Annotated in this window: 15 protein-coding genes, 1 pseudogene and 1 riboswitch; of the genes and pseudogenes, 12 read left to right on the top strand and 4 right to left on the bottom strand. The window is 61.0% G+C overall.

Annotation, left to right across the window (positions count from 1 at the left end; genetic code table 11):
• Nucleotides 1-49: 49 nt before the first annotated feature.
• A riboswitch (cobalamin riboswitch) is annotated at nucleotides 50-427 on the top strand.
• 50 nt (nucleotides 428-477) lie between these two features.
• From HPDFL43_RS15305 to HPDFL43_RS15270, 8 genes are all read left to right on the top strand, one after another.
• Nucleotides 478-657: a CbtB domain-containing protein gene (locus HPDFL43_RS15305; protein ID WP_007198289.1), complete on the top strand. Its 180-nt coding sequence runs from the start codon at nucleotides 478-480 to the stop codon at nucleotides 655-657.
• A 12-nt stretch (nucleotides 658-669) separates the two neighbouring features.
• A complete protein-coding gene (locus tag HPDFL43_RS15300) occupies nucleotides 670-1,383 on the top strand; it encodes a CbtA family protein (protein ID WP_007198288.1) in 714 nt (237 codons plus the stop codon).
• A 7-nt stretch (nucleotides 1,384-1,390) separates the two neighbouring features.
• Nucleotides 1,391-1,915 (top strand): bifunctional adenosylcobinamide kinase/adenosylcobinamide-phosphate guanylyltransferase, encoded by a 525-nt coding sequence (gene cobU / locus HPDFL43_RS15295; RefSeq protein WP_007198287.1) that lies wholly within the window; start codon nucleotides 1,391-1,393, stop codon nucleotides 1,913-1,915.
• A 4-nt stretch (nucleotides 1,916-1,919) separates the two neighbouring features.
• Complete coding sequence (gene cobW / locus HPDFL43_RS15290) at nucleotides 1,920-2,978, top strand: cobalamin biosynthesis protein CobW (RefSeq protein WP_007198286.1); 1,059 nt, start codon at nucleotides 1,920-1,922, stop codon at nucleotides 2,976-2,978.
• Nucleotides 2,979-3,001: 23 nt separating this feature from the next.
• Nucleotides 3,002-6,919 carry a cobaltochelatase subunit CobN gene (gene cobN, locus HPDFL43_RS15285; RefSeq protein WP_007198285.1) on the top strand — a complete coding sequence of 1,306 codons (3,918 nt, stop codon included), beginning with the start codon at nucleotides 3,002-3,004 and terminating at the stop codon, nucleotides 6,917-6,919.
• A gap of 62 nt (nucleotides 6,920-6,981) precedes the next feature.
• Complete coding sequence (locus HPDFL43_RS15280) at nucleotides 6,982-7,425, top strand: GNAT family N-acetyltransferase (RefSeq protein WP_007198284.1); 444 nt, start codon at nucleotides 6,982-6,984, stop codon at nucleotides 7,423-7,425.
• Between the two features lie 62 nt (nucleotides 7,426-7,487).
• Nucleotides 7,488-8,126: a cob(I)yrinic acid a,c-diamide adenosyltransferase gene (gene cobO, locus HPDFL43_RS15275; protein WP_040450318.1), complete on the top strand. Its 639-nt coding sequence runs from the start codon at nucleotides 7,488-7,490 to the stop codon at nucleotides 8,124-8,126.
• A 16-nt stretch (nucleotides 8,127-8,142) separates the two neighbouring features.
• Nucleotides 8,143-8,574, top strand: coding sequence for an EamA family transporter (locus HPDFL43_RS15270; RefSeq protein ID WP_007198282.1), 432 nt, complete (start codon nucleotides 8,143-8,145; stop codon nucleotides 8,572-8,574).
• A gap of 107 nt (nucleotides 8,575-8,681) precedes the next feature.
• Here the strand turns inward: HPDFL43_RS15270 and HPDFL43_RS15265 are convergent, their stop codons facing one another.
• The 4 genes and pseudogenes from HPDFL43_RS15265 to HPDFL43_RS15245 all read right to left on the bottom strand — a co-directional run bounded on the left by HPDFL43_RS15265 (nucleotide 8,682) and on the right by HPDFL43_RS15245 (nucleotide 11,818).
• A complete protein-coding gene (locus HPDFL43_RS15265; RefSeq protein WP_280949340.1) occupies nucleotides 8,682-9,248 on the bottom strand; it encodes a YbhB/YbcL family Raf kinase inhibitor-like protein in 567 nt (188 codons plus the stop codon).
• Nucleotides 9,249-9,308: 60 nt separating this feature from the next.
• The gene (locus tag HPDFL43_RS15260; RefSeq protein ID WP_007198280.1) at nucleotides 9,309-10,091 is read right to left on the bottom strand and encodes a helix-turn-helix transcriptional regulator; all 783 of its coding nucleotides are present in this window, start codon (nucleotides 10,089-10,091) and stop codon (nucleotides 9,309-9,311) included.
• Nucleotides 10,092-10,137: 46 nt separating this feature from the next.
• Nucleotides 10,138-10,895 (bottom strand): annotated as a pseudogene (locus HPDFL43_RS21720) (IS5 family transposase).
• Nucleotides 10,896-11,065: 170 nt separating this feature from the next.
• Nucleotides 11,066-11,818 (bottom strand): TSUP family transporter, encoded by a 753-nt coding sequence (locus tag HPDFL43_RS15245; protein WP_007198279.1) that lies wholly within the window; start codon nucleotides 11,816-11,818, stop codon nucleotides 11,066-11,068.
• 127 nt (nucleotides 11,819-11,945) lie between these two features.
• Between HPDFL43_RS15245 and HPDFL43_RS15240 the strand changes: the two genes are divergently transcribed.
• From HPDFL43_RS15240 to HPDFL43_RS15225, 4 genes are all read left to right on the top strand, one after another.
• The gene (locus HPDFL43_RS15240; RefSeq protein WP_040449270.1) at nucleotides 11,946-12,404 is read left to right on the top strand and encodes a tellurite resistance TerB family protein; all 459 of its coding nucleotides are present in this window, start codon (nucleotides 11,946-11,948) and stop codon (nucleotides 12,402-12,404) included.
• Nucleotides 12,401-12,826, top strand: a complete 426-nt coding sequence (locus tag HPDFL43_RS15235) for a TerB family tellurite resistance protein (RefSeq protein ID WP_007198277.1) — start codon at nucleotides 12,401-12,403, stop codon at nucleotides 12,824-12,826. The genes HPDFL43_RS15240 and HPDFL43_RS15235 overlap by 4 nt, the downstream gene beginning before the upstream one ends.
• 263 nt (nucleotides 12,827-13,089) lie before the next feature.
• A complete protein-coding gene (locus HPDFL43_RS15230; protein WP_007198276.1) occupies nucleotides 13,090-13,344 on the top strand; it encodes a DUF6732 family protein in 255 nt (84 codons plus the stop codon).
• Between the two features lie 3 nt (nucleotides 13,345-13,347).
• Complete coding sequence (locus tag HPDFL43_RS15225) at nucleotides 13,348-14,586, top strand: sirohydrochlorin chelatase (protein WP_007198275.1); 1,239 nt, start codon at nucleotides 13,348-13,350, stop codon at nucleotides 14,584-14,586.
• Nucleotides 14,587-14,590: the final 4 nt, after the last annotated feature.

Below are 14,590 nucleotides of genomic sequence, written 5' to 3'. Positions count from 1 at the left end.
GGACGATCTGAGGGCGCAATCGAGATTGACACCCGGCGGGCCTGTGCCTATCACTTGGGTCTCGAATGGTTCCAGGGATGCAAGTTGTCTCTCCGGATCAAAAGGGAATGCGACGGGATGGACCCAAGCCGGGCATCCTTATCGCAGCCGACCCCGCGACTGTAGAGCGGTTAGGCAAATGTCACCGGTTCGGGACGCCAGGGTGACGGGGGAACAATGGTGTTTGCCTGTGATCTGAACCAACCAAGCCGGGGAAAGCCACTGACGTGGCGGCATGATCAATCGGCGCGGACGCCTCTTTGTCTACGAATCGTCCCGTTTTCATGACCGCCTCAAACGTCGGGAAGGCTGGCATTTGCTGTTGTGCGACTTATCTGGTTGCACAGAACCCGCGAGCCAGGAGACCTGCCATTCGCACCGGTTGAGAGCCGGACCTTTGGAAGAGGTGTTCTTCCGAAGCCATTCACGGAGGTTGTCATGGCTGTTAAGACTGAAACGCTTTCACTGACCGATCGCATCGGCGCACGTACCGTTGCCGGATTGATGGCACTGGTCATCGGTTCCATTCTGGTGTTCGGAGTTGGCCTGGCCAATTCGCAGACGCTGCACGACGCGGCGCACGACACCCGGCATTCCTACGGCTTTCCCTGCCACTAAGGGATTGATCTCATGATTGTCAGGTTGCTCCTGGCGGCTCTTGCCGCCGGGCTTATCGCCGGTTTGGTGATGACGCCCGCCCAATATGTCAAAACCATTCCGCTTATCATGCAGGCAGAAGCCTATGAGAATGGCGAGGCTGGTCACAGCCATGGCGCTGCTGAAGCAGAGGCCAGCCATTCCCATGATCATGGCGAAGGCGAAGAACAGCTCTGGTTTGGCCGTTTCGGCAATACGATTCTCGCCAATCTGGTCGCCGGTGGCGGCTTTGCCCTGATGCTGGCGGCCGTGGCGCTTCTGACCGGGATCGAGTTTCCCGCCGGACGTGAAGCCTTGATGCGGGGCTTGTTCCTTGGCGCCGGTGCCTGGTTTGCAGTCCAACTCGCCCCCTCCTTCAGCCTGCCGCCTGCGGTGCCCGGGTTTCCCTATGCGGATCTCGGTGATCGCCAGAGCTGGTGGATGATCACGGTCGCTCTGACGGGACTTGGCCTTTGGCTGATCGCGCTGAGACCGGAGATGATTGCCAAGGCGGTTGGCGTTGTGCTGATCGCTGCGCCGCATATGTGGGGCGTGCCCGTGCCGGAAGACATCTACAGCGAAGTTCCCGCCTATATCGCGTCTGCCTATGCCGCGGCATCGTTGGCGACCACACTGTTTTTCTGGCTGTTGCTCGGTGGCCTGCTCGGGGTTTTCCTGTCGCGGGTTCCCCGGGACGCAGAGGCGTGACGGGGGCGTGAGCGGCAAACTGCCAGCGGTGACGCTTGTGCTCGGCGGCGCACGCTCGGGCAAGTCGGCCTTTGCCGAACGGTTGGTCGAGGCGGCCTCGCCAATGCGGTTCTATCTGGCGACCGGTCAGGCCTGGGATGAAGAGATGCGCGCGCGGATCTCAACGCACCAGGACCGGCGCGGGGCCGGATGGGAAACCGTCGAGGCTCCGGTTGAGCTGGCGGAAGCGCTTGCTGACGCGGCGCGCGCCGACCGCCCGGTGCTGGTTGATTGCCTGACGCTGTGGGTGACCAATCTGATGCTCGGCGAACATGACATTGATGCGGCCTTTGAACGGCTCGCCAAAACACTGCCGGGCCTCAAGGGGCCGGTGGTTTTCGTTTCCAACGAGGTTGGCCTCGGCATCGTGCCGGACAATGCCATGGCGCGCGCGTTTCGCGATCATGCCGGCCGCCTCCACCAGACAATCGCGGGTCTGGCCGATGAAGTCCATTTCGTCGCTGCCGGTCTGCCGCTCAAGATGAAGGGTTAGAACCATGAACGGGTCCAAGATTCCCGCCACCGTAATCACCGGGTTTCTCGGTGCCGGCAAGACCACGCTGATCCGCCACATGCTGGCCAATGCCAATGGCAAACGCATTGCGCTGATCATCAACGAGTTTGGCGATCTGGGTGTGGATGGCGATGTGCTCAAGGGTTGCGGCGATGAGGTCTGTTCGGAGGACGACATCGTCGAGCTGACCAATGGCTGCATCTGCTGCACCGTGGCCGATGATTTCATCCCGACGATGGAACAGCTGCTGGCGCGCAAGAACCGGCCTGATCACATCGTCATCGAGACGTCCGGCCTTGCGCTGCCGCAGCCGCTGGTCGCCGCTTTCAACTGGCCCGGGATCAAGACCCAGGTGACAGTCGATGGGGTTGTGACCGTGGTCGACAGCGCTGCGGTGGCGGCCGGACGGTTTGCCCATGATCATGACAAGCTCGACGCACAGCGCCAGGCTGACGAGGGGCTTGATCATGAAAGCCCGCTTGAGGAACTGTTCGAAGACCAGCTCACGGCCGCGGATCTGATCGTGCTCAACAAGGCTGACCTGATCAGTGCGGAAGAGCTGGAAGGCGTGCGCAGCGGGATTTCCGCACACATGTCGCGCAAACCTGCATTCGTGGAATCGCGGCAGGGTGAGGTGGCGCCGGAGGTTCTTCTGGGGCTTGGCATGGGCACGGAAGACGACATCGCCAACCGCAAGTCGCATCACGAGCTTCACCATGAGGACGGCCACGAACACGATCATGATCATGACGAGTTCGAGAGCTTCGTCGTGTCGCTGGGACCGGTCGCCGACCCGGCAGCCTTTACCCAAGGCCTGGTCACGCTGATCCAGACCCACGACATTCTTCGGCTCAAGGGCTTTGCCGATGTTGCCGGCAAGCCGATGCGGCAGGTGATCCAGGCCGTGGGCAGCCGCATCGACACCCATTTCGACCGGCCTTGGGCTGCCGGCGAAACACGCGAGACACGGCTGGTGGTGATCGGGCTTCATGATCTTGATGAAGCCGCAATCCGCGATGGTCTGTCCCAGCTTTCAGGCTGAGGCAATAAGGAGGCTCCGTCCCGATGCATCTGCTGGTCGCGCAAAAAGGGGCGTTGAGCGATGGTGACGAGGCCGTTGACCTCGGCCAGTCTCCCGGCGATATCCTGTTCCTGAGCGCCGCCGACACCGAGCTTGCGAGCATTGCCGGCGCGCGTCAGGCGTCGGGCTCCATGGCCTGGCGGCTTGCCAGCCTGAGTGATCTCAAACACCCGATGTCGGTCGACACCTTCATCGCCCGCATGGCGCCGAAGGCGAGGCTGGTGGTGGTGCGGGCGCTTGGCGGGGCAAGCTATTTCTCCTATGCGCTGGAAAGCCTCCGGGCTGCTGCTTCGACGTACGGCTTCAAGCTTGCGGCGCTGCCGGGCGACGACAAGCCCGATCCGGGGCTGGAGCCGTTCTCGACCCTTGACGAGGCCGACCGGCTGGCACTCTGGGCCTATCTCAACGAGGGTGGGGCGGAGAACGCGCGCGGTTTCATTGACCTGTCCGAGGCCCTGCTGACGGGTGGCGAACGGCCCGGACCTGCGGCGCCCCTGCTCAAGGCCGGTCTGTGGCATCCTGCCAAGGGCAATCCGTCGCTCGATGATCTGAAACGGGACTGGAAGGCTGATGCGCCGGTGGCGGCCATCTGTTTTTACCGGGCGCTGGTTCAAAGCGGGCAGACTGCGCCGGTCTCAGCACTTTGCGATGCGTTGCGCGAACAGGGCGTCAATGCGCTTCCTGTGTTCGTCTCAAGCCTCAAGGATCCGGTCTCGGTCGGTACGGTGGAGGCGATCTTCGCAGGCGCTGCGCCCGATGTGGTGATCAACGCCACCGGGTTCGCGGTTTCGTCGCCTGGTGGCGCGACCAAGGGCACGGTGCTCGAATCGACTGGCGCGCCGGTGTTGCAGGCGGTGTTTGCCGGCGGCGGGCGGGACGCTTGGGCTGCCTCGCAGCAGGGTCTCACCTCGCGGGATCTGGCCATGCATGTGGCTCTGCCGGAGGTGGATGGACGGGTGCTGGCTCGCGCGGTGTCGTTCAAGGCCGCGGCGCGGTTTGATGAGACCGTTGAGGCCAACATTGTTGCCCACCAGCCCGAACCGGACCGGATGGCGTTTGTCGCCGAACTGGCGCGGCGCTGGGCGCGTCTGCGGATGACCTCACCGTCCGAGCGGCGGGTGGCGATCGTGCTGGCCAACTATCCCAACCGCGATGGCCGCATCGCCAATGGCGTCGGGCTCGACACACCGGCCGGCACGGTTGAGGTGATGCGTGCCATGGCTGAAGCCGGGTATCAGACCGGCGATCTGCCTGCCGATGGTGATGCGCTGGTAACCGAGCTGAAGGCCGGGCCGACCAATGCGCTTGGCGGCAGGCGCAAGGAAGGCGTGGTTCTTTCTGCAGAGGCCTACCGGGACTTCTATGACCGGCTTGATCCCGAAATCCGTGAGGCGGTGACTGCGCGCTGGGGTATGCCGGAGGAAGACCCGTTCTTCCGGGGTGGCGCGTTTCATCTCGCGCTTCTGCGTTTTGGCAATGTGGTCATCGGGATCCAGCCTGCACGCGGTTACAACATAGATCCGAAGGCGAGCTACCACGCGCCGGATCTGGTGCCGCCGCACGGCTATCTGGCGTTTTATGCCTGGCTGCGTGAGAGCTTTGACACTCATGCGGTCATCCATATGGGCAAGCATGGCAATCTCGAATGGCTGCCGGGCAAGGCCCTGGCGCTGTCGCGCGGGTGCTATCCGGAGGCGGTGCTTGGAGCGACGCCGCATATCTATCCGTTCATCGTCAATGATCCGGGCGAGGGCACGCAGGCCAAGCGGCGGACCTCGGCGGTGATCATCGACCATCTGACGCCGCCGCTGACCCGCGCCGAGAGCTATGGTCCGCTCAAGGATCTCGAGGCACTGGTCGACGAATTCTACGAGGCTTCCGGCCATGATCCGCGACGGCTGAAGCTGCTCAAGGGCCAGATCCTCGATCTGGTGCGCGACATCGGGCTTGATCATGATGCCGGGATTGCGGCGGGCGATGATGACGATCTGGCGCTCGAAAAGCTCGATGCCTGGCTGTGTGACCTCAAGGAAATGCAGATCCGCGACGGGCTGCACATCTTCGGCAAGTCGCCTGAGGGCTCGCTGCTGACGGATCTGACGGTGGCGCTGGCGCGGATCAAGCGTGGCGAGATGCCGGGTGAGGACAGCCTGCAGCGGGCGATTGCGCGGGATCTTGGGCTTTCGACGGGAAACAAGAACCCCTCCCCAACCCGTCCGGGGCGAGCCACTGGTCTCGCCCGTCCTTTGGACCCCCACAGGGGGGAGGGGCTTGAACCCCCGACACCTGTGGAGGCCTCTGAGCCCACCGCTCGCGCTGAGCCGTCTAGCCCCTCCCCCTTGTGGGGAGGGGTTGGGGAGGGGCCTTTGTTCGATCCTCTCGACTGTGCCATGGCCGAGCCTTGGGCCGGCCCAAAGCCTGCGGAGCTGCAAGCCGTCTCCACCGACCCCTGGCGCAGCAATGGCGATACGGTGGAGCGGATCGAGTTGCTGGCGATTGGGCTTGTGTCGGGACGGACGACTTTGCCCGGAGAGTGGGAAGCGACGCGGGCGGTGATCGAGGAGATCGAAGCCCGGATCAAGCCGGCGGTCGAAGCCTGTGGCAACGCCGAAATCGAAGGCATTCTCACGGCGCTTGATGGGCGCTTTGTTGCGCCTGGACCATCGGGTGCGCCGACACGGGGGCGGCCGGACGTTTTGCCGACGGGACGGAATTTCTACTCGGTCGACAGCCGCGCGGTGCCGACACCTGCGGCTTGGGAACTGGGACAGAAATCTGCGGAACTGCTGGTTACCCGGCATATCCAGGACCATGGCGAATGGCCGACCTCGATGGCGTTGACGGCCTGGGGCACATCGAACATGCGCACCGGCGGCGACGACATCGCCCAGGCGCTGGCGCTGATTGGCGCAAAGCCGGTTTGGGATCCGGCCTCGCGGCGGGTGACCGGCTACGAGATCATTCGGATGGCGATGATGAAGCGGCCGCGCGTGGATGTGACACTTCGGATTTCGGGGTTTTTCCGCGATGCCTTTCCAGACCAGATCGCGCTGTTTGACCGGGCGGTGCGCGCCGTGGCTGCTCTGGACGAAGATGAAGCGGACAATCCGCTCGCAGCCCGCGCAAGGTCAGAGAGTGCGCGGCTGGTCGAGGGCGGGATGGCGGAGGCGGAGGCGGTGCGAAGGGCTTCGTTCAGGGTGTTCGGCTCCAAGCCGGGAGCCTATGGCGCGGGGCTACAGGCGCTGATTGATGAAGGTGGCTGGACCGAGCGTGGCGATCTGGCCGAGGCTTTTGTCGTCTGGGGCGGCTATGCCTATGGGGCAGGTGAAGAGGGCAAGCCAGCACGCGACTTGTTCGAGCAGCGGCTGTCAACAGTGGAGGCGGTGGTGCAGAACCAGGACAACCGCGAGCATGATCTGCTGGATTCCGATGACTACTACCAGTTCGAGGGCGGCATGACGGCGGCTGTGGAAGCTGCGCGTGGGACGCTGCCCGCGATCTACCACAATGATCACTCCCGGCCCGAGCGCCCGGTGATCCGCTCGCTCGAGGAGGAAATCGCGCGGGTGGTGCGTGGCCGGGCGGTCAATCCGAAATGGATCGCTGGCGTCAAGCGGCACGGCTACAAGGGGGCGTTCGAGATGGCGGCGACGGTCGATTATCTGTTTGCCTTCGCTGCGACCACCGGTGCGGTGCGCGACGCGCATTTCGATGCGGTCTACCAGGCCTATCTGATGGATGAGGAAACGCTCGCATTTCTGCGCGACAAGAACCCTGATGCATTGAAGGAAATGGCGGCGAAATTCGAAGAGGCGATCGAGCGCGGGCTGTGGACGCCGAAAAGCAATTCGGCCAAGTTTGCGCTTGGCGATATAACCGGACACGCGCCCGTGCAGGGATGAACCTGCGCGGTCGTGGGTCGCCAGTGTGACTGTGAAACAGTGTGAGTGGATGAGGGCAGTGTATGACAATTGACATCACCGTGGATGAAAGCGGCGATCCCGAATTTGCCGCAACGGTCGAGGCGATTGTCGATGAGCCTGCTGCGCGGATGGGCCATCCGTTTGATCCGGTGCCGCTGCATCTCAAGGCGGTTGATGGCGATGGCCGGTTGGCGGGCGGACTGACAGCCCATTCGGTTCAGCGCTGGCTGTTTGTGAAGCTGCTCGGTGTTGCAGAAAAGCAGCGCGGCAGCGGGATCGGGCGCAAGCTGCTCGCCCGGGCCGAAGAGATTGCCCGGCAGCGGGGGCTTGTCGGCATCTATCTCGATACATTCGAGTTTCAGGCGCCGCGGTTTTATGAAAGTCTGGGATACACAGAATTTGGCCGGTTGCCCGCCCATGGCGGTGCGCCGCAGCGGATCTGGTTGGCCAAGACCTTTGACATTGCAGGATCTGAAGAGACCTAATGAGGGACCCGGTGGCGGTTTGGCCGCTTGCCGGGCGACATGATGGACAGGATGGACACCAGATGAGCGAACGCGAAAAGATCACCGATGGCATGAGCGAGGAAGAGCTCAATGCACGCCACGCCGAGAAGATGAAGAAGAAGAAGGCTGCACGCGACAAGATCATCGCCACCAAGACCATCGAGAAAGGCCTCGTGATCGTTCACACGGGCAAGGGCAAGGGCAAGTCAACGGCCGCATTCGGCATGATTTTCCGCGCCATCGGCAACGGCATGAAGGTCGGCGTGGTGCAGTTCGTCAAGGGCAAATGGTCGACCGGCGAGCGTAAGGTGCTCGAGGCCTTTCCCGACCAGGTGAAGATGGCGACCATGGGTGAGGGCTTCACCTGGGAGACGCAGGACCGGAGCCGCGACATTGCCGCAGCAACCGAGGCCTGGGAGAAAGCGCGCGAGATGATCCTCGATCCCGAGATCGATATGGTGCTTTGCGACGAGCTCAACATCGTGCTCAGATATGACTATCTCGACGTCGCCGATGTGATCGACACGCTCAAGGCGAAGCCGGAGATGAAGCACGTAATCATCACCGGCCGCAACGCCAAGGAAGAGCTGATCGAGTTTGCCGACCTGGTGACCGAGATGGAGATGGTCAAACACCCGTTCCGCTCAGGCGTCAAGGCGCAGATCGGCGTGGAGTTCTAACAGGCGAGGGCAGGCTATGAGCCTTGTGGCAAGCTGGCAGTTCTGGGCCCTGGTGGCGGCGGTGTTCGCTGCGCTCACCGCGATCTTCGCCAAGGTCGGCATCAGCGACATCGACAGCGATCTCGCCACCTTCATCCGCACCTGTGTGATTATCGTGGTTCTGGGCGCGATCCTCACGGCGATGGGGAAATGGCGCGCGCCGCAAACCATTCCCGTCAAGACGTGGGTGTTTCTGACACTTTCGGGGCTCGCCACCGGCGCGTCCTGGCTTGCCTATTTCCGTGCGCTCAAGCTCGGTGATGCCGCACGGGTCGCGCCACTCGACAAGCTATCGATCGTGCTGGTGGCGATCTTCGGGGTGATGTTTCTGGGCGAACATCTCTCGGCAATGAACTGGGTGGGTGTGGCGCTGATTGCGACGGGCGCGATCCTGCTGGCGGTTTTTTAGGGGCGCCGACAAGGCTTGGTTTCGGTCGATGCGATTTCTAAACAAGTGCAGCCGTCCAATGGTTATGCGGGAAAGAAGGCCCCGGCACAAAACCGGAGCCTTATGATTCAGCGGTTGTAGACTGCGGTGATGGTGGAGGACGCCAAACTGTTGGCGTTGACCATAAAGCCTGCAAGCGCATTGCTGACTGAATTGTCGATATCGAGCGTTGTGCTCAGAGCATGCACAGTGAACTGATAACGGTGGACTTTACCCGGAGGTGGACATGCGCCTCCGAAACCTTCCGTGCCATAATCATTTGTCAGTTGCACACCGTTGATTGCATCGCCTGCCGGAAGAGAGGTTATATCGGCTGGGATGTTGAAGGCAAACCAATGCCACCAGCCGGAGCCAGTTGGTGCATCGGGGTCATAGACAGTGACGGCGAAGCTTTCGGTGCCCTTGGGTGCGCCGGACCATTCCAGCGTCGGCGCCATGTTGCCGCCTTCGCAGCCGAAACCCTGGAAAACAAAATAGTTGTTCAGATGCTGGCCCTCTGCGATGTCGGGGCTGGTCAAGGTAAACTCGCCAGCCAGTGCGGGAAATGCCATTGTGGAAGCCATCAGTGCTACAAACAGTATATTGCGCGTCATCTTGAGTGTCCTTTCTTGGATCATGCGTTGTTGATGCGCCAAATCTGGCCCATCCGACGCGAGGCTGCTTCCGGCTTCCAGTCAAGGAATGTCGAATTCCGATCAAACTGCTGCTGATCGAATGTCTCTTGGTTTAATTCCGAACCTTTTCCGGAAAGCGTCCGAAAAATGCGACGGTGTTTTGAAGCCGCAATCTAGGGCGATCTGGGATATCTGGGCGTCTGTGGTTTGAAGAAGGCTCAGACCGTGCTCCAGCCGTGTGTGGAGAAGGATCTTTGCGAAACCTTGGCCGGTTTTCGACAGCCAGCGCCGCATAGTGGCTTCGCTCATCGCAAAATGCGCTGCAACCTCCTCTGCCATCCAAGGGTGGCTTAGATCGGTCTCAATCAGACTGCGAACACGGCTCATTGGTTGATCTTCGATGTTTGTCGGCAGGTGGATCCCTTGTTCGCGTAACCAGATCAGTGGCTCGAGAAGTCTGTGCTGTCGAATTGTCTCTGGCAATGTCGTGTCGTTCAAGGTGGCCTGGACCAGTGCGAGTATGCCAGACGGGTGGTGCGTGGCAGCGGGCACGATCTGCACGCCGTTTGCCGTCGACGGGGTCGGGAGATCGCCATATACGGCATCGATCAGATCGTGGGTAAAACACACACCTAGAGCACGGTAGTCCTTCTCCAGGGTCGGCCGGTTTACCATCGTAACCATTGACCCTGGTGGAAATATCATCAGATCGCCCTCTTCCCCCAGGATCTTTCCTTGCATGGGTGTCTCGACCTGCTTGCTGCCATGCTCAATAAAGAAAAGGAAAGTCAGACGAAAATAAAGGTCTGCAAAGGTCGCGGTGGTCGCCTGGGAAATTGAAAAAATGGAGACTTTGCTGTCCACAGGGCGTCCAAAATTCTATGGGCTCAATTCTAGGGCCTGTGGACAATCATCTTGACGCAATCAGGGTCGCGGCAAGGTTCCAACTGGCTGTGTAGCTACAGTCCGTTTTGTCATAGCGTGTTGCTATGCCTCTGAATTCCTTGATCTTCGCGAAGTAGTTTTCAACCAGATGCCGCCACTTGTAGGCTTCGACATCGTAGTCACGCTGTTGCTTTCGGTTTGATTTCGGTGGGATCACGGCGCTTGCGCCACGCTCATCCAACTCCTCTAGAAGCCAGTTCGCGTCGAATGCTTTATCCGCCATTAGCGCGCCGAAGGAGACATCCCGGATCAGCGGCGCAACGCCTTTCATGTCGTGCGCATGACCCGGCAGCAGCAGAAAGCGGACCAAGTTGCCAAGAGCATCGACGAGTGCAACGATTTTGGTCGTCAGGCCGCCGCGTGAGCGCCCGATGGCCTGAGCCTGAGTCCCCCTTTTGCGCCAGCTGCCTTCTGGTGAACCTGAACAATGGTGCCGTCGATGAGCGCATATTCGAGGTCGGGGTCACCGCTCATGGCTTTGAAAAGACCCTCGAATACTCCCGCCTTCGCCCAGCGGCGAAACCGCCGAAACTGACTGTTCCAATTCCCGAAAGCTGGCGGCAGGTCGCGCCATGGTGAGCCGGTCCGAACGCGCCAAAAAACTGATTCAAGAAACAGCCGATTGTCTCTTGCCGTGGCTCCCGCATCGCTGGCCTTTCCACGCAAATGCGGCTCAAGTCGCTGCCATACATCATCCGTCACCACAAAGCGCTGCTCGTTCATTCAAACCTCCGTTTGGAAAGTTTGAATCAGAAATCAAACCCGATGGGAATCCTGAATGTCCACAGGCCCTAGTGCAAGTCTGCAGCGTAGCCTCACTGTTGTCCAGTTTGGGCGTAACGTTGTGATTGGATATCGAGAGCTTGCCGGGCCTTAGAGTGAGCGAACCGCAATCAATCCAACAGCAATTTCGCCGCCAGCGCGACGCAGGTGACCACCAATAGAGGCTTGATGATCCGTGCGCCGTTTTTCATGGCGAATCGGGAGCCCGCCTGGGCGCCAGCGAACTGGGCGGCGCCCATCATCAGCCCGATCTTCCAGGAAACCGCGCCGACAAAGGCGAAGACGGCAAAGGCGCCGAGATTTGATGCGAAGTTCAAGAGCTTCGTGTGGGCGGTTGCCTTGAGCAGGCCGTAACCGGCGAGCGTGACGAAGGCGAGCATGAAGAAGGATCCGGCGCCCGGTCCGAAAACTCCATCATACAAACCTATCATTGGAACGACGAGCAGGCCGAACAGGAAGGGGGACAGGCGACGGGCCCGGTCGAGATCGTTCATATTGGGTTTGAACGCGAAATAGAGCGCGATGGCGATCAGCAGGAAGGGCAGGACCGCGCGAAAGACATCGCCGGGTACGACCGTTGCCAGAAGCGCCCCGATGGCCGCACCCGCTGCCGAAAGCACTGCAGGTGCAAGCTGGCTCCTGAGATCGACATGGCCCTTTCGGGCATAGGCGATTGTGGCCGAGCCTGAGCCGAACAGGCCCTGGACCTTGTTGGTTCCAAGCGCCTCGACCGGTGTGAAGCCTGCCAGCAGAAGCGCAGGGACAGCAATCAGGCCGCCGCCACCGGCAATCGAATCAACAAAACCCGCCATGAAACCCGCCGCGAGCAGCAGCAGGATGAGCGTCAGTGTAAGGTCTTCCATGAGATTGCCTGGGGAAAATGGAGCTTCTGGAACGGGCGGGAGCTATGACACAGCCCGGCGATCTGGACAATTGCTCTATCGCCCATAAGCTCTTGTTGCTGGATCAACGGCCATCGCCGGAGGGGGCATGAGCACGAGTGTTTTGCACTACATCGCGCAGATGTTCTCGCGCGAGCCACACTGGCATGGTGCGCTCGGCGAGCTTGCGGCCGACCCGGTGGCGCTTGCGGAAGTGCTTTTGCTGTTTCGCATGGTGCTGGCCGATGGCGTGATCCGCCCTTCGCAGCTTTGTGCGTTCGAGCAGGTCTGCCAGCAGCAGTTTGGCCTGAAAGCCGAGGACATGGAGCAACTTCATTCGCTGCTTGATTCGCCGCAAGGCCAGAGTTCAGAGGCCGAGGCCTTCTCGCTGATCCGGCAGCTTGACACGGACAAGCGAAGCGCTCTTCTTGGTGAAATGATGCGGATTGCCCGGGCCAATGCCGAGTTTGACGCCAGCGAAGAGAAGCTGATCCGCAGGATGGCGGATTTGCTGGAGCTGGAGCCCGCCTCTCTCACCAGGTTCGAGACCAAAAAGGATGAGCCATGACCAACGATGCTGACAAGTCTCCCACTTGGGCCGAGCGTGTGCGCGGTCTGGTCGGCATGCATTCGTCGATGAACAAGGTGGCGCATGATCCGGCGCTGACCGCCGAACTGCTGCTTCTGGTGCGCATGTCCTTTGCGGACAAGAACGTCGAGCCGGCGGAAGCAGACGCTTTTGCCGCAATCTGCACCCGGCTTTTGGGACTCAATGCAGACGAACTGGGCGATATTCTCAAATATCTCCATGAGTTCGGCTATGAGACCAGCAATGCGCAGGCTGCCGAGATGCTGGCCGGGCTGAGTGAGGCGCGCCGCCGCGAGATTCTCGATCATCTTGCCATCGTGGCCAAGGCGGATGGTGAAATTGATGCGCGCGAGCGGCGTTTACTCGAGGCGACGGCGAACCGGCTGGGCTTTTCGGGCTAAAACATGTGGCAAATCCGCGATTGGCGCAGATCGGCGGGGACGTGGCGCAATCCGGGTTTGACGTCCAAATCCAGACCCCCTAAGACACCATCCCATGTGCGACGGCGCCTGATGACAGGCTGAGAGAAATTCCGGTGCGGCTGACTTAATCCAAGGGCCAAATCCGGAGCTGTCCGGTTCGGTAGATGCAAGGCGCTCGTTGCGGGCGTCCGGCGTCCATCCGGCGTATCGTGCTGAAACTGTCACGTTGTCGGGAGACCGCCATGAATCTCGTCCATTTCCCTGTTCTTGCCATCACGACACTGTTGTCGTTGCTGGTTCCATCGCTCGCGCTCGCCCATGCCGGCCATGTCGGCGATCTGGCGGGCCATTCTCACTGGGTTGGCTGGGCCGCAGCCGCGGCAGCTGCGGCGGTGACGGCCTGGGCGGTCAAGCGTGGCACCAAGGCCAAGGCGGATGATGAGACTGCGGATGAAGCCACTGAGGACGAAGACCAACCAGAAGCGTCAAAGGCCTGAGCCATGAGCAATTCGGGAATTCCAGAGAAGACCGGCATCATGGTCTGTGGCCATGGCAGCCGCAACCAGAACGCGGCGCGTGAATTCGCGACGGTTGCCGAAGGGCTGAGAGCCCGCTACCCGGACGCACCGGTGGAGTATGGATATCTCGAATTCTGCAATCCGGTGATCTCGGACGGTCTCGACCGGCTGCGCGACAAGGGCGTGACCCGGGTTCTGGCGGTGCCGGGCATGCTGTTTGCAGCCGGCCATGCCAAGAATGACATTCCCTCGGTGCTCAACACCTATCAGGCGCAAAATCCAGGCATGGTGATCAATTACGGGCGCGAGCTCGGCATTGATCTGAAGATGATCCGGGCGGCTGGCGCACGGATCCAGGCAGCGCTCGACAAGGCCAATGCTGAAGAGGGCGAGGTGGCGCTGCATGACACATTGCTGATGGTGGTTGGCCGCGGCTCATCCGATCCCGATGCCAATTCCAATGTCTCCAAGGTAATGCGGATGTTGTGGGAAGGCTTTGGCTTCGGCTGGGGCGAGACCTGCTATTCCGGTGTCACTTTCCCGCTGGTCGGGCCGGGGCTGAGCCATGCGGCCAAGCTCGGTTACAAGCGGGTGATCGTGTTCCCCTATTTCCTGTTCACCGGGGTGCTGATCAAACGGATCTATTCGCAGACCGATGAGGTGGCCGCCAACCATCCCGGCATCCAGTTCGTCAAAGCGTCCTATCTTAGCGATCATCCGCTGGTGATCGATACGTTTCAGGACCGGGTGCAGGAGATCCTCGACGGTCAGGCGCTGATGAATTGCCAGATGTGCAAGTACCGCGAGCAGGTGCTTGGCTTCGAGGGCGAAGTAGGGCTGCCGCAGGAAAGCCATCACCACCATGTCGAGGGCATTGGCGGCGGGCTCGAGGACTGTCCCTGCAAGGGCGACTGCGATGCATCCTGTCGGGACGAGGATTTCTGCAAGCTGCACGGACTGCCCTGGACCCCGGTGCACAGCCATGCAAGCCCAGCGCCGCTGGAGCCGGTGCACGATCACTCGCACGACCACGGGCATGATCATCACCACGATCACGACCATGGTCATAGCCATGATCACCCGCATGGGCACAGCCACGAGCATGGCCATTCGCATGATCACGACCACAGCCATGGGCATGGCCACGATCATCATCACCATCCCTATCCCCATGCCGACCATCCGCACGGGCCGCGGTCGATGGACAAGAAGAAGAGCTGAGGCG

This window comes from Hoeflea phototrophica DFL-43 (genome assembly GCF_000154705.2).
Taxonomy (GTDB): Bacteria; Pseudomonadota; Alphaproteobacteria; order Rhizobiales; family Rhizobiaceae; genus Hoeflea; species Hoeflea phototrophica.
Note: the sequence above shows the minus strand (reverse complement) of the source record. Positions and strands in the feature narration are given on the sequence as shown.

What these genes read in the sequence shown, in the direction of transcription:
- HPDFL43_RS15300 (WP_007198288.1), top strand. Translation starts at nt 670, where the DNA reads ATGATTGTCAGGTTGCTCCTGGCGGCTCTTGCCGCCGGGCTTATCGCC.
- HPDFL43_RS15235 (WP_007198277.1), top strand. Translation starts at nt 12,401, where the DNA reads ATGACCAACGATGCTGACAAGTCTCCCACTTGGGCCGAGCGTGTGCGC.
- cobO (WP_040450318.1), top strand. Translation starts at nt 7,488, where the DNA reads ATGAGCGAACGCGAAAAGATCACCGATGGCATGAGCGAGGAAGAGCTC.
- cobN (WP_007198285.1), top strand. Translation starts at nt 3,002, where the DNA reads ATGCATCTGCTGGTCGCGCAAAAAGGGGCGTTGAGCGATGGTGACGAG.
- HPDFL43_RS15230 (WP_007198276.1), top strand. Translation starts at nt 13,090, where the DNA reads ATGAATCTCGTCCATTTCCCTGTTCTTGCCATCACGACACTGTTGTCG.
- HPDFL43_RS15305 (WP_007198289.1), top strand. Translation starts at nt 478, where the DNA reads ATGGCTGTTAAGACTGAAACGCTTTCACTGACCGATCGCATCGGCGCA.
- HPDFL43_RS15225 (WP_007198275.1), top strand. Translation starts at nt 13,348, where the DNA reads ATGAGCAATTCGGGAATTCCAGAGAAGACCGGCATCATGGTCTGTGGC.
- HPDFL43_RS15240 (WP_040449270.1), top strand. Translation starts at nt 11,946, where the DNA reads ATGAGCACGAGTGTTTTGCACTACATCGCGCAGATGTTCTCGCGCGAG.
- HPDFL43_RS15280 (WP_007198284.1), top strand. Translation starts at nt 6,982, where the DNA reads ATGACAATTGACATCACCGTGGATGAAAGCGGCGATCCCGAATTTGCC.
- cobW (WP_007198286.1), top strand. Translation starts at nt 1,920, where the DNA reads ATGAACGGGTCCAAGATTCCCGCCACCGTAATCACCGGGTTTCTCGGT.
- HPDFL43_RS15245 (WP_007198279.1), bottom strand. Translation starts at nt 11,818, where the DNA reads ATGGAAGACCTTACACTGACGCTCATCCTGCTGCTGCTCGCGGCGGGT.
- HPDFL43_RS15270 (WP_007198282.1), top strand. Translation starts at nt 8,143, where the DNA reads ATGAGCCTTGTGGCAAGCTGGCAGTTCTGGGCCCTGGTGGCGGCGGTG.